The following is a 20645-nucleotide window of genomic DNA, read 5'->3' as shown; positions in this document are numbered from 1 at the left end:
AAAAAATTACATACTTACTACGGTTTTTTCACATTATGAAAAGTAAGCAAAGAATAGATAAACATAATAATTACTTTACAATATTAAAAAAGCTAACGCCTTCCAGTATAAATTCTTATGGCTACGCCACAAGAATTTATACTTCTAGTTGTTGACATAATAATTATTTGTTATAATACTAAAGACATTGTTATTATAAAAGTGGAGGAGATATAATGGATTTTAATATAGAAAAACTAGACGAATTAAATCACAGCAATAATAAAAAAGAATTCTTCTTTATTTCTACATTCGGTTGTCAAATGAATGAAGAAGATTCAGAGAAACTTTCAGGTATGCTTAAAAGGATGGGGTATGAAAATACTGAGAATAGAGACGAAGCATCTATAATTATATTTAATACCTGCTGTGTTAGAGAAAATGCAGAAAATAAGGTTTTTGGAAATCTTGGCGCTTTAAAAAAGCAAAAGGAAAAGAATCCTGATTTAGTTATTGGAATATGTGGATGTATGATGCAGCAAAAGGGGATGGCTGACGATATATTAAAGAGATTTCCATATGTAAACATAATATTTGGAACTCATAACTCGTATAAGTTTCCTGAATATTTAAATAGAGTTAAAACAGAAGGTGTTCAAATTAAAGAGATTATTGACAAGGAAACTGAAATAGTAGAGGGGATACCTATAGATCGAAAAAGTGATATTAAGGGCTTTGTAACTATTATGTATGGATGCAATAACTTTTGTACATATTGTATAGTTCCTTATGTTAGAGGTAGAGAAAGAAGCAGAAAGCCAGAAGATATAGTAAATGAAATAAAAGACATGGTAACAAGAGGGTATAAGGAAGTAACTCTTTTGGGACAAAATGTTAATTCGTATGGAAAAGGATTAGAAGAAAATATTACTTTTGCAGATCTTTTGAGAAAAGTTAATGAAATAGAGGGACTTGAAAGAATTAGATTTATGACTTCTCATCCAAAAGATTTAACTTTAGATGTTGTATATGCTATAAGAGATTGCGATAAAGTATGTGAGCAAATTCATTTACCAGTGCAAAGTGGTTCTGATAGAATTTTAAAAGAAATGAATAGACATTATACAAAGGAACAATACATCACATTGGCAAAAAAGATAAGAGCTGAAATTCCAGATGTAACATTTTCTACTGATATAATCGTTGGTTTCCCTGGAGAAACTGAAGAAGATTTTAGTGAAACATTAGAACTAGCTAAAGAAGTTCGATATGATGCTGCTTTCACATTTATTTATTCGAGAAGAAATCATACTCCAGCGGATAAAATGGAAAATCAGATACCAGATGAAATTAAACATGAACGTTTTAACAGATTAGTTGAGATAGTTAATGCAGGCATAGCTAAAGGAAATAAGGATGCAGAAGGAAAGACGTATGAAGTTTTGGTTGAAGGTTATAGTAAAAATGATGAGTCAAAACTAACAGGTAGAACTAGGAACGGAAGACTAGTTAACTTTGAGGGTGGGGAAGACCTAATAGGAAAATTAGTTAATGTAAAAATAGTTAAAGCTAATTCATTCTCTTTAATTGGAGAAGTTGAAAAGTAAAAAATAAATTTATGATTTAAATAAAATAAATTTAAAATAGTCTGTATAGATTCTTAATAGGAGAGGCGTTATAACTTACCCTAATAGATCATACAGACTATTTTCTTTAGTTGGTTAAAATAAAAATCTTATGAGTAAATACGAACATTTGTTCTGGAACTATAAAAATAGCATTTTTGTTCAGTATACCTATTATTGCTTTTATAATTTGAAAAAAATATAGATTATAGGTTTAAAGAACTTTAATGTGGGATTTATCACATAATAAAAACAAAAAATATTTCATGTTGTGATGATATCTTGTGGAATAAATGCCATTTTTATCATCTGAGAACGTTTGTTCTGTGAATTATAAGAATTAATTTGTTATTTTTTAAAATATATAGATAAACAGCTTAAGAATTAGATTTATTAGATGAATATATTTTCAAATTTGCTAAGACTTTAAGTTTGTATATTCACAAGAAATCATAAATATATTTGTGGAGAAAACATTTGAAAATGAGCTTTTTAAGGTTCTTAGCTGTAGGTTGTTCCAGCTTAGCTTGTCAAACCGAAAGTTGGAACATGCTAAAGCGGCTACAACCTGCTGCTTAGAACCTTAAGCGATATTTTCATAGCTTTTCGGAACAAAATATTTATGATTTCGGTAAGTTATCACATAAATTTAGTTTTAGAGTTGGATATCTATAAAGAAGTTAAACTTATATTTGATTTTAGCAATTGTTTAATTAGTTTTAATTATATCTACAAATGAACATTCTATTGCTTTTTTTAGATCATTAGGATTCATTTCTATTTGGGAACCTATTTTTCCTCCACTAAATACAATTGTATCAAATAATAATGCGTTTTCTTGAATAAAAGTTTTGAATATCTTTTTCATACCGAGTGGGGAACAGCCACCTCTAATGTATCCTGTTACTTTGTTTATATCTTTAACGTGAATCATTTCTATATTTTTTTCACCTGCTATTTTGCTGGCTTTTTTCATGTCTAATTCTTCAGCAACTGGAATAACAAAAACATAAAATTCTTTAGAATGACCTTGAGTTACTAAAGTTTTAAAAACTTGATTAACGTCTTTTTCTATTTTGTGTGCAACTGCAATACCATCTATCTTACCATCATTATTTTCGTAGCTGTGAGTTGTGTAATTTATTTTGTTGTTATCTAGAATTCTCATAGCATTAGTTTTTCCTTTTCCTTGAGCCATAATTTTAACATTCCTCCGTAAGTTTTAATTTATATTCACTACTAATGATTAGTGACATTATTTATTTAAATTATATCATAAAAGCAGATATAGTTTTTTGTTTTAAGATTATTTCTATATTTGAATTTTAGATACAAAAATCATCTAAATTTGATTAAAAACTGAGTTTGATTAATATGAATTTGAACTTTTGTTAAATGTAGAAAATATAGTATCGAATAACGTTCGAATTTATTTTTTTGTCAGAATCGAATAGTATTTAATGGAAATATAATTGTGAAAATATGAGAGAAAACAGTGCGGTGATAATTATTATCAATGTGTGGAGAAAAAGAAAAAAACTTAATAGTGTTTAAAATTAATTTTATTATATGAAAATCATTCGTTTTTTTATTTTAAATAAAATTAAAAAATATTCCTTTGGAATTTATGGTTGAAGTTATAAATTTTGATTAAGTTTTAATAATCAAAAGTGTTTGGAGAATTGAATCGTAAAAGCTTATCATAAAGTATTGATGATAAATAGTTTTTAATAAGAAAGCATAGGAATAATTCTGATATTGATTTAAATGCAAAGACTAAAATTATAATAAAATCATTTAAATTATAATAAAAATAGCTAATAATTATTTCGCTAAATATACATTTAGCGAAATAATTGCATAAATTTATGATATTTGATATAATATTTTTAACTTAGTATAAAATTACTTTATTAGAATAAATTTTATCAATGATGATTTAAATTATTAATATCGTAACTTAATTAATAAGAAATTTATAAATAATGCAGGTGAAAAAATGAAATACGATATCCAGGTTCTTAAGAATAATAATCTGCCAGAAAGTTTAGTTGATTTTTTAAATTATTTAGAAACAATTAAAAGTACATCTATAAACACAATTGATGGATATAGAATAGATTTGACTATATTTTTTAGATTTATGATGATTTATAAAGGAAAAGTAAATTCTGACTCTGTTGAGTTTGAAGATATAGATATAAGTGTTATAGATGATGAATTTTTAAGGGGCATAAAACTTAGAGATTTGTATGCGTTCCTTTCTTTCACGGAGAAATACAGAGACAATAGTTCGTATGCTAGAGCCAGAAAAGTTGCTACTTTAAAATCTTTTTTTAAGTTTCTTTTTGGGAAAGCTAAAGCGATCACAGAGAATCCTGCTTTAGAGTTAGAATCGCCTAAAATAAATAAGCGTCATCCTGTATACCTTACTCTAAATCAAAGCATTCATCTATTGGAGTCTTTAAATAAAAATGATAAAAACTACTCCAGAGACTATTGTATTTTGATGTTCTTTTTGAATTGCGGAATGAGACTTTCGGAACTCTGTAGTATTCAAATTGATAAAATTAGAGATGATACTCTTACTATCATAGGTAAAGGAAATAAAGAAAGAACCGTTTATTTAAATGATGCATGCCTCAAAGCTTTAGCAAATTATTTAAATGTACGAGATGACTCTAAAGCTTTACCAGAAAACAAAAAGTTTTTATTTTTATCATCTAGAAATGTTCCTATAAATAAACGTACGGTTGAGATAATGATAAAAAAACATATAACAAATGCAGGGTTAACTGATGATAAATATACTCCACACAAGTTGAGACACACTGCAGCAACTCTTATGTATAAGTACGGAAACGTAGATATAAGAAGTTTGCAAAGTATATTGGGTCATACAAATATTTCGACCACTCAAATTTATACGCATGTTGATGATGATTCGTTGAGAGATGCTGTAAAATCAAATCCTCTTTCAAAATTGTAAAGTTTTATTATTAAAATTTATAATAAAAGGTTTCTACTACTCTCCTACTATGCTTTGGTATTGCTTAAATTAAAAAAATAAAAGGTTACTTTATTTTCTATCGTAACCTTTTTGTGCTTAATATAAATATTTTTAGTGTTGTGGTCTTAGTGTGTTTCCGTACATTTTTCCAAACTCGTCAACATATGCAGGTTCTTTTCCTTCATAAACGATAAGAGTATTTCCTTTTCTGTAATAATAAGGGCTCGTATTGCTATTTGCATTATTGCTGCTAGCATTCATTCCGTTTGGTGCGATTCTATTGATAGCCCATTCTAGCTCTGTTGGAGAATTATACTCGTATATTCTAACTACATCTCCACCTAATAAATAATCTGTTTCATTTCCTTTAAAATAATCATTTTTATTAGTGCTAGTTGATTCTTTAACATCATATCCGGCATTTGTGAAATCGTTTTTAAAGTCGGCGGCTCTGTATGTTGTATCATTAGTAGTTAGCCCTGTTCTGTCCCTCGTAGCATCTGAAGTCGATCCGGCTACGTTGTTTTGGTTAGTATCTCCTACTGCATTATTTTGATTGGTATTCCCTCCTGTAGTTCCATTTCCTGTTCCGCCAATTCCATCCGATGAACTTCCATTATTAGAAGTTCCGCCTTGCATATTTCCGCTAGTTCCACCTTGCATGTTTCCGTCAGTACCATTTTGAAAATTATTAGCACCAGTACCTGTTCCATCTACACTTCCACTTCTAATGCCATCGTTTGTTATGTCGTTTTGTCTAGTGGCATCATTATTTGTTCTTGACATGTTACCACACCCAAACAAAGATATTGAAACCAAAAGAATTGCTGTCAAATTCAACGCTAAAATAGATTTTCGCTTCATAATAATTCATCCTTTCTTGTGAAATCTTCTACGAAATTATTATGTGAAATAAAGCGAAAATCTATGCATTTCTTTATTGTAGTCTACAAGCTTCTTTTATTTAATTGATTTTTTTAATCTTCTAACTCCAGGATAGACTTCTTCTGTCATTTCATCGAGTACCATATCATCAGCCAAACTGATTTCATCTAAATATTCAATATGATCAAAAGCATCTTCGTAAGCACTGTCTTCAAGATTAAAATCATTTAAGTCAATGTCATTTGATGTTTTTGCAAACTTATTATATATAGATTTTAAATCTAATTTATCTTCGTTAATTTCATGTAATTCATCTTCGTTTAAGGATGCTTTCAAGTCATTTAAAAATTCTTCTTCTAGTAATTCATTTTCTTCTTGTGTTTTCGCAATGTCTTCTATTTTAATGGCTTTTGTATCTATGCCGTTCATTTGCAAACACTTACCACAATTATCACATATTTTATTTTCATAGATATCGCAATAATCATCATCAGTATATTTATATGTCATTTAAAACACCTCATTTTTTTATTATGGAAACTTAATTATATCAAAAACAATAAATTAAATCAAATTTTTTATCGAAGATAAATATCTAATAAAGAATAAAATAATTTAACATAGATAAATTATTTTATTCGATCTAATTGTTCAATCTAAATTATATCATCCCATTCTATATATTTACTAAGTATACCAACAGCTTTTTCTAAGTAAGTCTTTTCAACTTCAGTAAATCTTTCGAATTCTTCACTATCCAAGTCTAAAACTCCAATAAGATTTTCTTCTTTAATTATAGGAATGACTATTTCTGAATTTGAGGCAGCATCACACGCTATATGCCCCTCAAAATTATGTACATCTTTAACAAGTAAAGTTTCTTTTTCTAATGCAGCTTTTCCACATACCCCCTTCCCTATTTCAATTTTTGTACAAGCAGGCATTCCTTGGAATGGTCCTAATACAAGAGTATTATTTTTAACCAAATAGAATCCACACCAATTTATTCTATCTATAAGGGCATTAATTAATGCTGATGCATTACAAAGCTTTGTTATTGGAGAATCTTCATCTCCTTGAATCAAACCTTCAAGCATTATAAGCATGTTGTCTAATTTACTTTCTGTACTCATGCCTTCAAAAATTTTAATATCAAACATATCTACTACCGCCTCACTTTGAAACTATTGTTCCAAAAAAATTATTTTATAACTTTAGTTATTCTACTATAAAATAATACTACCATTTTTAATTAATTGGAATACTTAGTTAATATATTGTATTGCAATTTAGTGTTGTATCTAAACCAAATACATACTACCTATAAACACTTTAGAACACAAGTTTGCTATGTTATATAGTATATGTTATAATTATTAGAAGAATAGTGAGGTGTTTGTAATGTCAGACGAAAAAGATAAGCAATCAGAGATATATGAATTTTTAAAAAGTTATACAGAGAGCAAAGGTTATCCACCTTCAGTAAGAGAAATTTGCGAAGCAGTCTCTTTAAGGTCAACTTCAACTGTTCATGGACATTTAAAAAGATTAGAGAAAAAGGGAATGATTAAAAGAGACCCTTCTAAACCAAGGGCTTTAGAAATAGCAGAACTTTCAATGCCGAAAAAAGAAATGATTAACATTCCTATTATAGGCAAAATTACAGCAGGTTCTCCAATACTTGCAACTGAAAACATAGAAGACACATTTACGCTTCCATTGGATTTTATAAAACATGATAGAGAATTGTTTATGCTGCGTGTTTCTGGTGAAAGTATGGTTAATGCAGGTATTAGAGATAATGATTTAGCTATTATAGAAAGTGCACAAACAGCGATAAATGGTGATATAGTAGTAGCTTTAATAGAAGATAGTGCTACAATTAAAAGATTTTTTAAAGAAAAAGATTATATTAGACTTCAACCAGAAAATGATGCTATGGATCCTATAATAGTAGATGATTGCATGATTTTAGGAAAACTTGTAGGTATATTCAGATCTTTTTAAACAAATTACTTTGTTATTGATTTCGAAATTATATTATAAGATAGTAAATTAATAGACTATTAAATTTTATGATCTATAAAATTTAATAGTCTATTTTTAATTTTATGCCCACTTACATATTGGGAAGCTAGTGATAAATTAGTGATATTATTTATCCACTTCTAATACTTTGCTCAACCCAATAAGTATTCCGATTTTCCCATGATCAAAGTTTAATCCGCCTTGAATATATGCTATATATGGCTCTCTAACTGGTCCGTCAGCTGATAATTCGATTGTTGAACCTGAAATAAATGCTCCAGCAGCCATTACAATTTCGCTATCATATCCAGGCATTGCCCATGGCTCGCACACTGCAAATGCATCTATAGGAGATCCGGCTTGTATACCACTACAAAAATTAATTAATTTTTTAGCATCGCCAAATTCAATTGCTTGAATTATATCAGTTCTTTTATCTGTTGATGAAGGAAATACCTTAAATCCTGCAATTTCCATTACACGAGCGCAGAATATTGCTGTTTTTACAGCTTCTATGGCTACGTGAGGAGCAGAGAACAATCCTTGATATAAACTTCTCATAAGTCCATATGTAGCGCCATATTCGCCTCCTACACCTGGTACAGTCATTCTATTAGCAGCTGCATCAACATACTGTCTCTTTCCAACGATATATCCTCCACCTGGAGCAATACCTCCACCTATATTCTTCATAAGTGATCCAGCCATTATATCTGCGCCATATTCTGTAGGTTCAACAGGTTCAATAAATTCTCCATAACAATTATCCACAAATATAATTACATCTTCTCGTATTTCTCTTATATGTCTAATAACTTCAGCGATTTCAGAAACTAGAAAAGATTTTCTTGAAGCATAACCAGTGCTTCTTTGAATATGTATAAGTCTAATACTTGGATCATTTCTCAAAGCTTCTTGAATTTTATCAAATTGAAATTTACCTTTAGTATCTAAATCTACTATATCAGTTTTAATTCCATATTGATCTAATGAACCGGCGTTTTTCTTCTCTGATAGTCCAAGAACCCCAAGCAAAGTATCATAAGGAAGTCCTGAAACACATAAGATCTTATCTCCAGGCCTAACATTACCAGCGATAGCGCATCCAATAGCATGTGTACCACTAACAAAATGTGGACGGACAAGTCCAGCTTCAGTATTAAAGATATTAGCATATACTTTATCTAATGAGTCACGCCCTAAATCATCAAGTCCATAACCTGTAGTGTTTGTAAAGTGAGAGTCGCTAATCTTTTCTAATTGAAATGCTTTCAGTACTTTAAGTTGATTAAATTCTCTAATTTCATCATATTCCTTAAATTGAGCTTCAGTATCATATAAAGCCTGTCTATATATTTCAAATGTCCTTTCACTAATATTATAGTTCTTAATTAAAAATTCTTCTGTCTTTTTTAACATATCTAAGTCTCATCCTCCAAAGTTTAGAAATACTCAAAAATAAATAGGCAAAAATGCCTATTTACTAAGTAGTTTCGTATTCGTTATCTGCAAATAAAATTGGTTTAGTTGGCGTTATAGTTGATATTGCATGCTTATATATAAGCATTTGCTTATTATCGCAATCCAAAATAACAGTGAAATTATCAAAACCCTTTACAGTACCTTTTAACTGGAATCCATTTACTAAGTGTATTATTATTTGTATTTTATTTTTTCTTGCATTATTTAGAAATATATCTTGTAGGTTGTTTTGTTGCTTATTGACCAAAATATAACACCTCCATAAGTGATTTTATTACTAATATTATAACGCTAGTTCTTTATTATGTCATTAATAACTTTATCTAAAATTTCATCATCACTCATAATATCCTTATCTAAAAATATACATCTTTTATCACGTCTAAACCATGTAAGTTGCCTTTTAGCATAATTTCGAGATCCTTGTTTTATCATATCTATTGCTTTATCTAGGGTTATTTTACCCTCTAGATAATATAATATCTCTTTGTATCCTATCCCCTGCATAGATTGAATATCTGAATTATATCCCATTTCTTTTAATCTTATGCATTCATTTAGCAATCCCTTTTCCATCATTAAATCAACTCTTTTATTGATTCTATCATATAATTTTTCTCTATTCATAGTTAGTACGTAATAATATACATCATATTCACTATTATAAAAATCCAATCCAACATTATATGAGCTAAAAGGCTTATTAGTAAGTTTAAAAACCTCTAACGCTCTGATAACTCGTTTTCTATTGTTAGCATGAATTTCTTTGTAACTTATAGGATCAATATCTTTAAGCATTTCATGTATATATTCATTACCCTTTTCTAATGCTAAATTTTCTAGATATTCTCTATAACTTTCATCTTTTTCTGCTTCTGTGAAAGTCATGTTACAAGTTAATGAATTAATATATAAACCTGTTCCTCCTGATATTATTGGAAATTTTCCGTTACATATAATTTTTTCTAATGCTTCTTCACCAAGTTGCTTAAAATCTGCTACTGAAAAAGGAATGTCAGGTTCTATTGCATCAATTAAGTAATGCTTTATCCCGTTCATTTCATCTTTAGTTACCTTTGCAGAACCTATATCCATATATTTATAGATTTGCATAGAATCAGCTGAAATAATTTCTCCATTTAAATTTTTGGCTAATTTTATTGAAAGATCAGTTTTTCCTACTGCAGTAGGGCCACCAATAACTAATAATTTTTGCTTCATTATTTTATCCCCTCGTTAATAATTTTAAAGTTTATATTCATCTATAATAATATAAAAGTATTATATTATTCTTTTAAATTTCTTATCAATGTCTATACTTGTAAATTTTATTATTACAGGCCTACCGTGTGGACAGTGAAAAGGATCATCTATATATCTTAAATCTTCAATTAATTTAATCATCTCATTCATTTCTAATTTATCATTTCCTTTAATAGCTGCTTTACATGCTTTAGTTGCAATAGCATTATGTTTTACTTCACTTGTTTTGCCGTTTCCTAAATTTTTTAAATTATCAAGTATATCTAGGAACAAGTTTTTAGGATTAAGTCGTCCTAAGAAGTACGGAACTTCTTTTAAAGATAATGAACTTCCACCAAACTCTTCTAATAAAAAACCAGCCTCTCTAAATATGTCTTTATTCTCTTCAAAATAAGAATAATCATCAATACTCAAATCAATTATACTTGGAACAATAAGAGGTTGAATTATAATAGTTCCTTCTTCAATTTCTTTAAGATATTTTTCAAATAATATTTTTTCATGAGCAGCATGCTGATCAATCATGTATAAGGTACCGTCATACTCTCCTAATATATAAGTTTTATTATATTGACCTATTATAGTAATTGGTGGAAACTTAGCAATAGGATTTGGTTTAATATTTTCGTATTTGTTTTCTATAGGTTCAGAATTAGATTTTATTTCATCTTCATCATTGTCATTATAATCATCAACCAAATTTTCTATATATGAATTAGGTTTAAGATCTACAGGAATACTTATAGGCTCCTTATTTTCCTCGTTATAATCAGCACTTTCCTCAACTATTGTTGTTTTATTAATATTATTCAAACTTGGATCATATACACTTTTAAAGCTACTCTCGTTATTAGCCTTGAGGTCTTTTCCTTGAGACATTAAAGTCTTTGCTGCAGAACTTGCAAATTTAACCTTTTCTTCTTCTTCTTTTATTTTAAAAGTAATCTCCTCAAATGTTGGTATTGGCTCTTTTTTTATACTTTCTTCTTCTTTTATCGCAAAAGTCTCAAAAACTTCATTTTTTAATGCAGTATGAACTGCTCCAAAGATCTTTTTAAATATCATTCTTTCATCATTAAATTTTATTTCAGCCTTTGTTGGATGAATATTAACATCTACATATTCAGGATATACTTCTATAAATAATATAAAGAACGGAAATTTATTTACTGTTGAAAATGACTTAAATGCTTGCTCTACAGCTATTGCTAACGCCCTATTTTTTATGTATCTTTTATTTACGAAAATACTTTGATTATTTCTTGATCCTCTAGCTATTTCCTCAGTTCCTACATAGCCATAAACAGTTATTAAATCGGAACTATCACTAAAGTAAAGTATATTATCTGTTATAGATTTACCATATATAGTTCTTATTACATCCTTAAGATCTCCATTACCAAAGGTATGTAATACTTTTTTGTGATTATTATACAATTTAAAACTTATTTTAGGATTTGCAAGTGATAATCTTGTTACTATATCATTTATTAATGAACTCTCTTTTGATACAGATTTTAAGAACTTCTTCCTAGCAGGAACATTAAAGAATAGATCTTGCACTTCTATTATAGTACCTTTATTTATTCCACACTCTGTTACTTCTGATGCTTTACCGCCTTCAATAGATATTTCATACCCAAAAGCTTCTTTATCCTGCTTAGACTTTAAATTAACTTTACCTACAGATGCTATAGATGGCAGTGCTTCGCCTCTGAATCCAAGAGTATGTATATTATAAATATCTTCTGACTCTTGTATCTTGCTTGTAGCATGCGGAAGAAATGCTTTTGCTATATCATCCTTATAAATCCCGCCTCCATCATCTATTATTCTAATAAGAGAAATTCCACCTTCTTCTATTTCAATGATTATGTTCGTAGAATTTGCATCAATTGAATTTTCAATCAATTCTTTGACTACTGACGCAGGTCTTTCCACAACTTCTCCTGCTGCAATTTTATTTGCTGTGTCTTCGTTTAATATATTTATTCTCTTCAAGATGCCTTTTCCTCCTTTCAATGCTTATGGGCGTAAAATGTAAATGAGAAAATCACGTTCAAATAAGCCTTCCTAATGAACACATTAACTTATTTCTAATACATTGTTATTATTGCATACTTGTTTAATATATTCAATAATATTGAAATACTGGTATAGGAATGACCTACAATTCTTATATATCTTTTTGAATATGATTTTTATTGTATACTCTAAATGATTTTAGTATTTCTATTAATATTTCCATTAGAACAATATTATATTTAATTTACATATAAGTAACAATATAAATACAAAATATATTTACAATAAATAATATTTGCTGTTAATATGGTTAAGCTAATATTAGAAATTAAATATTTTCTATAAGGAGGCTTTACTATGAATGATAAAGAATTCTATAATTCAACTAAAAGTGTATCTGATCCAGCATCACAAAACTATAGCAAAGAAGTAAAAGAAAAAGCACATCAAGAAAGTCCATTTGGAGAAGCTAAATCTTCTCCTCATACCGAATTTAAAAAGAAAAGACACTAAAATTATGAATCCACGACAAAAATTAAATAATGTCGTGGATTCATGAATTTTAAATTAAATTATCATCTTTCAACAGATTATATAGTGTAGGATTAAAATTAAATTGACCAATTAAATTTTCAACTTCAAATAACGCTTTTTCTTTTTTATCCTTAGATATATTAGACTTAGAGGCTCTAATCAATATATTTTTAGGCGAATGTGCAATATCAATAAATTCTAAAAGTTGTGTTTTGTATCCTATGCTTTCTAAAAGGTTGGCTCTAACAGAATCAGTCATAAGTGCTGCAATTCTTTCTTGAACTATTCCATACTTTGTTAATATAGACAGTGAATCTGTTTTCATTTGGGCATTAAATTCGTGTTGACAACAAGGGACAGAGAATATTAATTTGGCATTCCATTTTATAGCATTATATAATGCATAATCAGTAGCAGTATCGCATGCATGTAATGTTATTACCATATCAACTTTATTAGTATATTTAAATCCATTTATATCTCCAAGTTCAAAGTGTAAATTTTCATAGTTATAACTTTTGGCTATATCATTGCATTTTTTTATAACATCAGCTTTAAGATCTAATCCAATCATCTTTACTTTAATATTCTTTATTTCTACAAGGTAATAATACAATACAAAAGTTAAGTAAGATTTTCCACAACCAAAATCTAAAACAGTAAGTTCTTTATAATCATTTTTCTTGATTTCATCATCAATAATTTCGACAAAACGATTAATTTGCTTGTATTTATCATACTTTGAGTTCACTACTTTTCCTTCTTTAGTAAATACACCTAAATCTATTAAGGGCTCAATAATCATACCCTCTTTTAATATATAATTTTTTTCCTTGTTATGTGCTTTATTAAGTGTTTTTTGATTATCACTCTTTTTCTTACTTAATAGAACCTTGCCCTTTTTTGATATTTTTACCTCAAAGCTAGCCGAATTTGACCATGCAGAAATTTGCTTATAATTTGGCTCCACATACTCAATAATTCTTTCTTCCAAAATATCTGTATCAATGTTTTCATGGAACACCTGCTTATCAGTATATTTTTCTATTTGATAGTACGTTCTTTTATTATTTTCTTTTAGATATATAACTATTTTATTATATTCAAAATTTTTATTTGTTTTATTGCTAATAACTAGCTTTATAACATTGTCTTCTATTATTTCTTTAATTGCTTTTTTTAAATCTTCCATACTTCAACTCACCTTATATTCAATAATCTTGTTTACTAACAGTATTAATATATTAGTTTTAAACCTATTTTTATATTTTATATTAATTTCATCTACAATACTATGATTATTTATAGATAATTTCAATATTAGGAATTTATTATTTAGGATGCTTCATCAATTAGATTATACCTTTTCTTAATAAGTCCTTGAATGTAGCCCATTCTACAAATTTTCCACCCATACTTTCTAAATGCTTTGTATGCATCTGGCAATCTATAAATATGAAATTTTCGTTTTTTAGTTTTTCTGCAAGCTTTATTAATGCTATTTTAGATGCATTACTTACCTTAGAAAACATACTCTCTCCGAAGAAGCATTTTCCTATTTTGACGCCATATAAACCTCCTACTAATTTATTATTAAGATATATCTCCACGCTCATTGCATAACCTTTATTAAATAAATTCATATATGCTTTTTTCATATCATTGCTTATCCAAGTTCCCTCATTATTATCTTCTCGAATATCCTTGCAATTACTAATTACACCATAAAAATCTTTGTTGAAAGTTACATGAAACGTCTCTTTTTTTATAATTTTCTTCATTGATTTAGAAATTTTAATTTCATCTGGTATTAATATAAATCTTGGCTTGGGACACCACCAAAGAATCGGCTCACCTTCGTTATACCATGGAAATATACCATTACGATAAGCTAATATCAATCTTTCTAATGATAAATCTCCTCCGATTGCCAAAAGCCCATCTTTTTCTGAAAGCTCAGGATTAGGAAATATTATCTCATTTGTTAGTCTAAATATGGGCATCATATTCACTTCCTTGTATTTTAATTCTTCTTTTAAAATTATTCTATCATATTCTAATACTTAAATAATTCTTTGCAAAAAAATAAGCTTGTAAAAGCCTATTTTTTTATTATAATCACTCTACTTAGATTTATTATTTAGTTCCTTATATAAGTTCCCCAAAAGATAATTCATTTTATATAAATTTGTTTGGTTATATAAAATGAAAGTTTAAGATAAACTTTAATGAATCAAAGTGTTTAGACTATATATAACACATATACAGCCTAGTGTATTATTAAAAATACAAAATACTTTATGATTATAACATTTTATAAAAATCTAACACTGATTCCTTTACCAAGAAGTTGGACGCACTATTGACTTTGGTAAGATTGTACTAGAATCTCCTTTCGCTGAATTAATTTGAGATTGCGTAATGAATAAGCTATCTTTAAGATTAGCACCTCTAATATCTGCATCACGTAAGTCAGCTCCAATAAGATCCGCATAACTCAAATCATTTCCTCTAAGATCTGCTGCTATGAGAAATGCCCCTCTTAGGTCCGCGCCTTTAAGATTAATCTTTTTAAGATCTGCACCAATGCAATCTAGTCTGCCAGCAATTGTCTTTTTACGTTTTAAGTTAGTTTTACTGTTACCAAGCGCTTTGGCCCTAACAAATTCGCTTGTTTGTCTGAGTAGTGTATTAACATTATCTCTATGGACCTCTATATCTAGAGTCATAAGGAGGTCGGGTGCAGATTTAGTAATATCTTCTGTTTCGGTTATTAGATTATTTATTTTATTTTTTATCTTTTCATTAGTTTGAATTGATAAAGCTTGTTTTAGATACCACAACATTTCATGAAGCTGTCTCATAATCAAAAAAACTTCATACATTTTATCGGATAATTCAGGATTTTCTTTCCAATTATGTCCAGCATATGTGATTTGAGCAACCTTTTGTCCTGCACCAAAACAGTCGTAAGTTGTACAACCTTTAAGTCCTTTTTTTCTCAAATCCTTATGAATAGAGCAACTAAAATCTGATTGCAAATTTAAGCAAGGCTTTCCAGCGTTTTTATTGTTTGGAAATCCGTCTGAAGCCGAAAAATATAATGCAACACAGCAAAAACCAAAGCATTTTGGGCAATTAATTTTTAGATCTTCAAATAATTCTTCATCAAATGTATTTTCGTTCATATATGTCAAAGTAACTCACCCCGTAATATTATATATAATACAGTCATAACTTATAGCAAGTAATTTCGTACTAAAATATTGTATTATGTATTTAAAAACTCATGTTCCAACTGCATTTAGAATTATTTTAACATAATTGGAACTATTAAACTACTTTAATAGGATTAGAAAGTCTTTATTTTTAAAGAAGATAAAACATAACAATACTTTTTATGATGAAGTACTGTTATGTTTTTATTCAAAAGTATTGATATACAACTATTATGAAATAATTGTATTAATTGTTTAATTTCTTAGCTTCAGCAACTAACCTATATAGAGTGTTCATGGCTTCCATAGGATTTAAACTTAATATATCCACTTCGCTAACTTCTTTTAGAAATGCCTCTTTTTTTATAAAAGTAAAATCTAATTGCATATTGTTAGAAGAATCCTTATTCTTATGTTTTTTAGATGAATTTTCAGTCTTTTCATCAATTCTATGATCATCTTTATTACTTTCTGCTTTATCAAAAGAGTCTTTTGCTTCAACTTTTTCTATATATTGACTCTTACTTTCACAGGCTTTTTCAGTAATAGTAACTACACTATTGCCTCCATTTATATCTAGAGCAACCTCATTTTCTATAATTTCTGTATTTGTAACTTTGTGTATATCAAAATTATTTTCGCCTTCAAGGCCTAAAAGAATTTCTTTTGCTCTATTAATAACATCATCAGGAAGACCAGCAAGTTTTGCAACTTCTATACCGTAAGACTCATCAGCACCACCTTCGACTATCTTTCTCAAGAAGATTACGCTATCTTTCATTTTCTTAACAGCTACAGAATAATTCTTGACACCAGGTAAAATTCCTTCAAGTTTTACTAACTCATGATAGTGTGTTGCAAATAAAGTTTTACATCTTAAATTTTCGTTACCAGTTATGTATTCAATGACAGACCAAGCTATCGAAAGTCCATCATAAGTTGATGTTCCACGGCCTACTTCATCTAACAGTACTAAACTTTTAGAAGTTGCGTTCTTAAGTATATTTGATACTTCCCACATTTCAACCATAAATGTGGATTTACCACCAGCCAAATCATCAGAAGCACCAATTCTAGTGAATATCTTATCGCAAATTGAAATATTAGCACTAGCTGCGGGTACGAAAGATCCTATTTGGGCCATTAACGTAATAAGAGCAACCTGTCTCATGTATGTTGACTTACCTGCCATGTTAGGTCCAGTTATTAATAGCAATTCCTTATCAATTTGATTCAAGGTAGTATTGTTGGAAACAAATTCACCTCTTCCAATTACCTTTTCAACAACTGGGTGCCTACCATCTACTATTTCGATAATTCCATCCTCGTTGATTTCAGGTTTTACATAATCATTTTCAAGAGCGATTAATGCCAAGGTGGAAATACCATCTAGATTAGAAATTATTCTAGCACTTTTTTTTAGTCTTGCAATTTCCCTCTCAATGGAATCTCTTATATCAGTGAATAAAGAATATTCTAAGTTTATAAGCTTCTCTTCTGCACCTAGAATTTTATCTTCCATAATTTTAAGTTCTTCTGTTATATATCTCTCAGCGTTTGCAAGAGTTTGCTTTCTTACATACCTACCTTCTGGAATAGAATTATAATTTGATTTTGAAATTTCTATGTAATATCCAAATACTTTGTTATAACCTACCTTTAAAGATTTGATTCCGGTAAATTCTCTTTCACGATTTTCCAGAGCTGCAATCCATTCCTTACCATGAAGCTTTGACTGTCTTAATTCATCAACTTCTGAATTATAACCATCTTTAATTATATTTCCTTCCTTTATACTTAAAGAGGGCTCTTCTTTAATGGAAGATTCAAGTAATTCTCTTATGTCTGATAGCTCATCTAAATCTTCATAATATTCTTTTAGCAGTTCTGAATTAGCAGTTCCTAAAAGTTCTTTTATAGATGGTAATTTGTCTAATGAAGCTCTAAGAGATAACATATCTTTTGCATTCACATTTTTATTTGAAATTTTACCGACAATTCTTTCTATATCATAAATATCTTTTAAAGAACTTCTTAAATCCTCATTAAAACTAATTGAACTAAATGCTTCGCTAACACCACTTAGTCTTTTTTCTATTTCAGATTTAATAATTAACGGTTCTTCAATCCATTTTCTAATTGTTCTACCACCCATAGATGTAGCACTTTTATCAAGAACCCATAAAAGAGACCCTTTTTTGCTTTTCTCTCGTATACTTTCAGTAAGTTCTAAATTTCTTCTTGAATTTCCGTCAATTGTCATGTAATTAATTATTTCATATTGTTCTAGCAAATTTATATTAGTTAAACTCATTTTTTGAGTTTCATATATGTATTTAAGTAGTACTCTGCTTGCAATTTCTCTTTCATTTACTAATCCAGAAACCTCTAAATCCGAAAATTGATCTATAATTTCTTCTTTTGATACGATAAATTCATTAAAGTCTTTCTCTGTAATAAGTGCAGTAGTTATACCCTTTATATCATCTATTAAAGATTGGCTAATGTTTTTATCTACTAAAATTTCTTTAGGTGCAACCTTTGAAATCTCGTCTAATAAGGTTATCTTTATATTATCAAAGGAAGTTGTTTTAAATTCTCCAGTACTTATATCCGAAACTGCTAAACCTATTTTTTCATCGCTTTCATATATAGTCATTAAATATGTATTATCATTTTCTAGAGAACTATTAGCATCTATGAATGTTCCTGGTGTAATTATTTTTACAACACCTCTTTTTACAATTCCTTTTGCTTCCTTTGGATCTTCAAGCTGTTCACATATTGCTACCTTATACCCCTTATTAACAAGCCTTGGTATATATGCTGCCGCTGCATGATGTGGTATTCCACACATAGGAGCTCTTTCCTCAAGACCACAATTTTTGCCTGTAAGAACTAACTCAAGTTCTCGAGATACAGTTATTGCATCATCAAAAAACATTTCGTAAAAATCACCTAATCTATAAAATAGAATACAATCACTGTATTCCTCCTTTGTTTTCATATATTCAACCATCATTGGCGTTAAAGCCATAATTAATTTCCTCCTTTTTATGTAGCTAGGTTACACTATTTCTCGACCTAGATTTATATATTTAATTTAAGGTAATATTTATATAAATTTCATTATACATCTAAAAATCCCTAGAACAATTATAACAATTATCTTAGAGATTTTCATTAATATTTTATTTAACTGAAAATAGATATAAATATTTATCTTAAAAGGATTTTTCTAATTTTAGTTTTTCTTAAAATTGTAATTATTAATGCAGACAATAATAAAGAACAGATAAACCTAAGAATTGTATTTGCAAAAAGTACTGGTATAAACATTGCAAGCCATATCATAACTATTTGATGGGAACAATATATTCCTAAGCTATATTCCCTGCAGGCTTTAGAAACCTTAGTAGAAATATTTTTTGTGGAATTAATTGCCCAAATTAAGATTAAAGGGGCTGCAATTATTGATGATAGATACATATTAGCGTCCTTAGCAATTCCAGTCTTATTTAACACAAAGGTTTCAATTAAAAGTAATATAATTGAAAGTATACTTAGTAATCCTGACTTTTGTATCTTTTCATTTAATTTATATTTGCTAACGATTGCACCTAAAGATACAAAAAGAATTGATTCGGTAATGCCTATTTGTGGAAGCATAAATATTGAAGTATATCCGTTGATTAATGGATTTATGATAGTTTTTTCAAACAACCCATAATAGGTATCTCCAGTTGTCCCAAATAGATATAATACAAATCCAATTATAAACAAGAAAAACAGCTTGTCTCTTTTTAATAATGGGGAAATTATAAAGATAGTAATAATTAGCGAAGATATATACCAAAGGCTTCCTGTGACTCCTGCAAATAATAATCTCTCAATAATTAAAATAGGTGGAGCACTTAAACTGCTTAAGACAAGTGGAAATAAAGCTATAATCTCAATAAGCACCCATAAAAAATAGATACGTAATAAATGCTTAATAGTTGATTTAGGCTCTTTTCCGGAACCAATTCTATGATATAAAAAATAACCCGAAACCATAAAGAAAAATGGCACAGCGATTCTAGCAACACCCATACTAGTAGCAATCCATAAGTCATCATTTATGGATTTGAAAGCCATTGTATGAATTGATACAACTGCAATTGCAAAAACTAAGCGTAATACATCAACCATTCCATAATGAATATCATTTTTTGTTTCCATATCACAACACTCTCCCTGAACATATTAATATATTAGAGCAGACACTTATAAGTTTAAATACCTACTCATTAAAATCATTATTCATAAACTTAGTTAGGAACTACATTTAAATCATCAATTAGTATATAAATATAATAGTACAAGTAATAAGCCTTAGTTACATAAAACCTCTGAATTATACACTTTTAAAGCTCAAACGTCACTTAAGCTAAATTAGAGAAAAGTATATATTCTAATACCGTGACAACAAAAAATTATATTAATATAAAAAATACACCAAGTTAAATCCAAGAACTCTGAATTCAACGTGGTGTATTTTCTCAATATAGTGATCGTTATAAGATTTTATCATTTGATTTTATATCAACTCAACAA

General features: G+C 28.5%; 17 protein-coding genes. 4 read left to right on the top strand and 13 right to left on the bottom strand.

The genetic code is table 11. The annotated features are described in order from the left end of the window. Positions 1–215: 215 nt before the first annotated feature. Positions 216–1586, top strand: a complete 1371-nt coding sequence (miaB, locus tag ACJDTP_RS10835) for a tRNA (N6-isopentenyl adenosine(37)-C2)-methylthiotransferase MiaB (RefSeq protein ID WP_406761182.1) — start codon at positions 216–218, stop codon at positions 1584–1586. A gap of 727 nt (positions 1587–2313) precedes the next feature. Here the strand turns inward: miaB and ybaK are convergent. Beyond that, the gene (ybaK, locus tag ACJDTP_RS10830; protein WP_103699162.1) at positions 2314–2802 is read right to left on the bottom strand and encodes a Cys-tRNA(Pro) deacylase; all 489 of its coding nucleotides are present in this window, start codon (positions 2800–2802) and stop codon (positions 2314–2316) included. 801 nt (positions 2803–3603) lie between these two features. Here ybaK and ACJDTP_RS10825 point away from each other — a divergent pair. Beyond that, positions 3604–4593: a tyrosine recombinase XerC gene (locus tag ACJDTP_RS10825; protein ID WP_406761181.1), complete on the top strand. Its 990-nt coding sequence runs from the start codon at positions 3604–3606 to the stop codon at positions 4591–4593. 132 nt (positions 4594–4725) lie between these two features. Here the strand turns inward: ACJDTP_RS10825 and ACJDTP_RS10820 are convergent, their stop codons facing one another. The 3 genes from ACJDTP_RS10820 to ACJDTP_RS10810 all read right to left on the bottom strand — a co-directional run bounded on the left by ACJDTP_RS10820 (position 4726) and on the right by ACJDTP_RS10810 (position 6659). After that, the gene (locus ACJDTP_RS10820; RefSeq protein ID WP_406761180.1) at positions 4726–5478 is read right to left on the bottom strand and encodes a hypothetical protein; all 753 of its coding nucleotides are present in this window, start codon (positions 5476–5478) and stop codon (positions 4726–4728) included. 96 nt (positions 5479–5574) lie between these two features. Further along, entirely contained in the window at positions 5575–6009 is a 435-nt protein-coding gene (locus ACJDTP_RS10815; RefSeq protein ID WP_406761179.1) for a hypothetical protein, read from the bottom strand. Between the two features lie 146 nt (positions 6010–6155). Next, entirely contained in the window at positions 6156–6659 is a 504-nt protein-coding gene (locus ACJDTP_RS10810; protein WP_077842996.1) for a GAF domain-containing protein, read from the bottom strand. A gap of 241 nt (positions 6660–6900) precedes the next feature. On the opposite strand from ACJDTP_RS10810, the gene lexA reads away from it, so the two are divergent. Next, complete coding sequence (gene lexA / locus ACJDTP_RS10805; protein ID WP_406761178.1) at positions 6901–7506, top strand: transcriptional repressor LexA; 606 nt, start codon at positions 6901–6903, stop codon at positions 7504–7506. A gap of 147 nt (positions 7507–7653) precedes the next feature. Here the strand turns inward: lexA and ACJDTP_RS10800 are convergent, their stop codons facing one another. The 4 genes from ACJDTP_RS10800 to mutL form a co-directional block, all read right to left on the bottom strand. After that, positions 7654–8946: a methionine gamma-lyase family protein gene (locus tag ACJDTP_RS10800; protein WP_406761177.1), complete on the bottom strand. Its 1293-nt coding sequence runs from the start codon at positions 8944–8946 to the stop codon at positions 7654–7656. A gap of 64 nt (positions 8947–9010) precedes the next feature. Then, positions 9011–9256 (bottom strand): RNA chaperone Hfq, encoded by a 246-nt coding sequence (hfq, locus tag ACJDTP_RS10795; RefSeq protein WP_012058774.1) that lies wholly within the window; start codon positions 9254–9256, stop codon positions 9011–9013. A 44-nt stretch (positions 9257–9300) separates the two neighbouring features. After that, positions 9301–10230: a tRNA (adenosine(37)-N6)-dimethylallyltransferase MiaA gene (gene miaA, locus ACJDTP_RS10790; protein WP_406761176.1), complete on the bottom strand. Its 930-nt coding sequence runs from the start codon at positions 10228–10230 to the stop codon at positions 9301–9303. Between the two features lie 60 nt (positions 10231–10290). Beyond that, complete coding sequence (gene mutL / locus ACJDTP_RS10785) at positions 10291–12273, bottom strand: DNA mismatch repair endonuclease MutL (protein WP_406761175.1); 1983 nt, start codon at positions 12271–12273, stop codon at positions 10291–10293. Between the two features lie 381 nt (positions 12274–12654). Between mutL and ACJDTP_RS10780 the strand changes: the two genes are divergently transcribed. After that, positions 12655–12810: a hypothetical protein gene (locus ACJDTP_RS10780; protein WP_171983629.1), complete on the top strand. Its 156-nt coding sequence runs from the start codon at positions 12655–12657 to the stop codon at positions 12808–12810. A 49-nt stretch (positions 12811–12859) separates the two neighbouring features. Here the strand turns inward: ACJDTP_RS10780 and ACJDTP_RS10775 are convergent, their stop codons facing one another. The 5 genes from ACJDTP_RS10775 to ACJDTP_RS10755 form a co-directional block, all read right to left on the bottom strand. Further along, a complete protein-coding gene (locus ACJDTP_RS10775) occupies positions 12860–14023 on the bottom strand; it encodes a class I SAM-dependent methyltransferase (RefSeq protein ID WP_406761174.1) in 1164 nt (387 codons plus the stop codon). Positions 14024–14183: 160 nt separating this feature from the next. Continuing rightward, on the bottom strand, positions 14184–14834 hold the full coding sequence (gene aat, locus ACJDTP_RS10770; RefSeq protein WP_406761236.1) for a leucyl/phenylalanyl-tRNA--protein transferase: 651 nt from the start codon (positions 14832–14834) through the stop codon (positions 14184–14186). 336 nt (positions 14835–15170) lie between these two features. Beyond that, entirely contained in the window at positions 15171–16019 is an 849-nt protein-coding gene (locus ACJDTP_RS10765) for a pentapeptide repeat-containing protein (RefSeq protein WP_406761235.1), read from the bottom strand. A gap of 277 nt (positions 16020–16296) precedes the next feature. Further along, positions 16297–19086: a DNA mismatch repair protein MutS gene (gene mutS / locus ACJDTP_RS10760; protein ID WP_406761173.1), complete on the bottom strand. Its 2790-nt coding sequence runs from the start codon at positions 19084–19086 to the stop codon at positions 16297–16299. A 182-nt stretch (positions 19087–19268) separates the two neighbouring features. Then, the gene (locus tag ACJDTP_RS10755; RefSeq protein ID WP_406761172.1) at positions 19269–20270 is read right to left on the bottom strand and encodes an acyltransferase family protein; all 1002 of its coding nucleotides are present in this window, start codon (positions 20268–20270) and stop codon (positions 19269–19271) included. Positions 20271–20645: the final 375 nt, after the last annotated feature.

The organism is Candidatus Clostridium helianthi (genome assembly GCF_045310795.1).
Taxonomy (GTDB): domain Bacteria; phylum Bacillota; class Clostridia; order Clostridiales; family Clostridiaceae; genus Clostridium; species Clostridium helianthi.
This window is presented reverse-complemented; position numbering and strand designations above follow the sequence as displayed.

What these genes read in the sequence shown, in the direction of transcription:
- miaB (WP_406761182.1), top strand. Translation starts at nt 216, where the DNA reads ATGGATTTTAATATAGAAAAACTAGACGAATTAAATCACAGCAATAAT.
- ybaK (WP_103699162.1), bottom strand. Translation starts at nt 2,802, where the DNA reads ATGGCTCAAGGAAAAGGAAAAACTAATGCTATGAGAATTCTAGATAAC.
- ACJDTP_RS10825 (WP_406761181.1), top strand. Translation starts at nt 3,604, where the DNA reads ATGAAATACGATATCCAGGTTCTTAAGAATAATAATCTGCCAGAAAGT.
- ACJDTP_RS10820 (WP_406761180.1), bottom strand. Translation starts at nt 5,478, where the DNA reads ATGAAGCGAAAATCTATTTTAGCGTTGAATTTGACAGCAATTCTTTTG.
- ACJDTP_RS10815 (WP_406761179.1), bottom strand. Translation starts at nt 6,009, where the DNA reads ATGACATATAAATATACTGATGATGATTATTGCGATATCTATGAAAAT.
- ACJDTP_RS10810 (WP_077842996.1), bottom strand. Translation starts at nt 6,659, where the DNA reads ATGTTTGATATTAAAATTTTTGAAGGCATGAGTACAGAAAGTAAATTA.
- lexA (WP_406761178.1), top strand. Translation starts at nt 6,901, where the DNA reads ATGTCAGACGAAAAAGATAAGCAATCAGAGATATATGAATTTTTAAAA.
- ACJDTP_RS10800 (WP_406761177.1), bottom strand. Translation starts at nt 8,946, where the DNA reads ATGTTAAAAAAGACAGAAGAATTTTTAATTAAGAACTATAATATTAGT.
- miaA (WP_406761176.1), bottom strand. Translation starts at nt 10,230, where the DNA reads ATGAAGCAAAAATTATTAGTTATTGGTGGCCCTACTGCAGTAGGAAAA.
- ACJDTP_RS10780 (WP_171983629.1), top strand. Translation starts at nt 12,655, where the DNA reads ATGAATGATAAAGAATTCTATAATTCAACTAAAAGTGTATCTGATCCA.
- ACJDTP_RS10775 (WP_406761174.1), bottom strand. Translation starts at nt 14,023, where the DNA reads ATGGAAGATTTAAAAAAAGCAATTAAAGAAATAATAGAAGACAATGTT.
- aat (WP_406761236.1), bottom strand. Translation starts at nt 14,834, where the DNA reads ATGCCCATATTTAGACTAACAAATGAGATAATATTTCCTAATCCTGAG.
- ACJDTP_RS10765 (WP_406761235.1), bottom strand. Translation starts at nt 16,019, where the DNA reads ATGAACGAAAATACATTTGATGAAGAATTATTTGAAGATCTAAAAATT.
- mutS (WP_406761173.1), bottom strand. Translation starts at nt 19,086, where the DNA reads ATGGCTTTAACGCCAATGATGGTTGAATATATGAAAACAAAGGAGGAA.
- ACJDTP_RS10755 (WP_406761172.1), bottom strand. Translation starts at nt 20,270, where the DNA reads ATGGAAACAAAAAATGATATTCATTATGGAATGGTTGATGTATTACGC.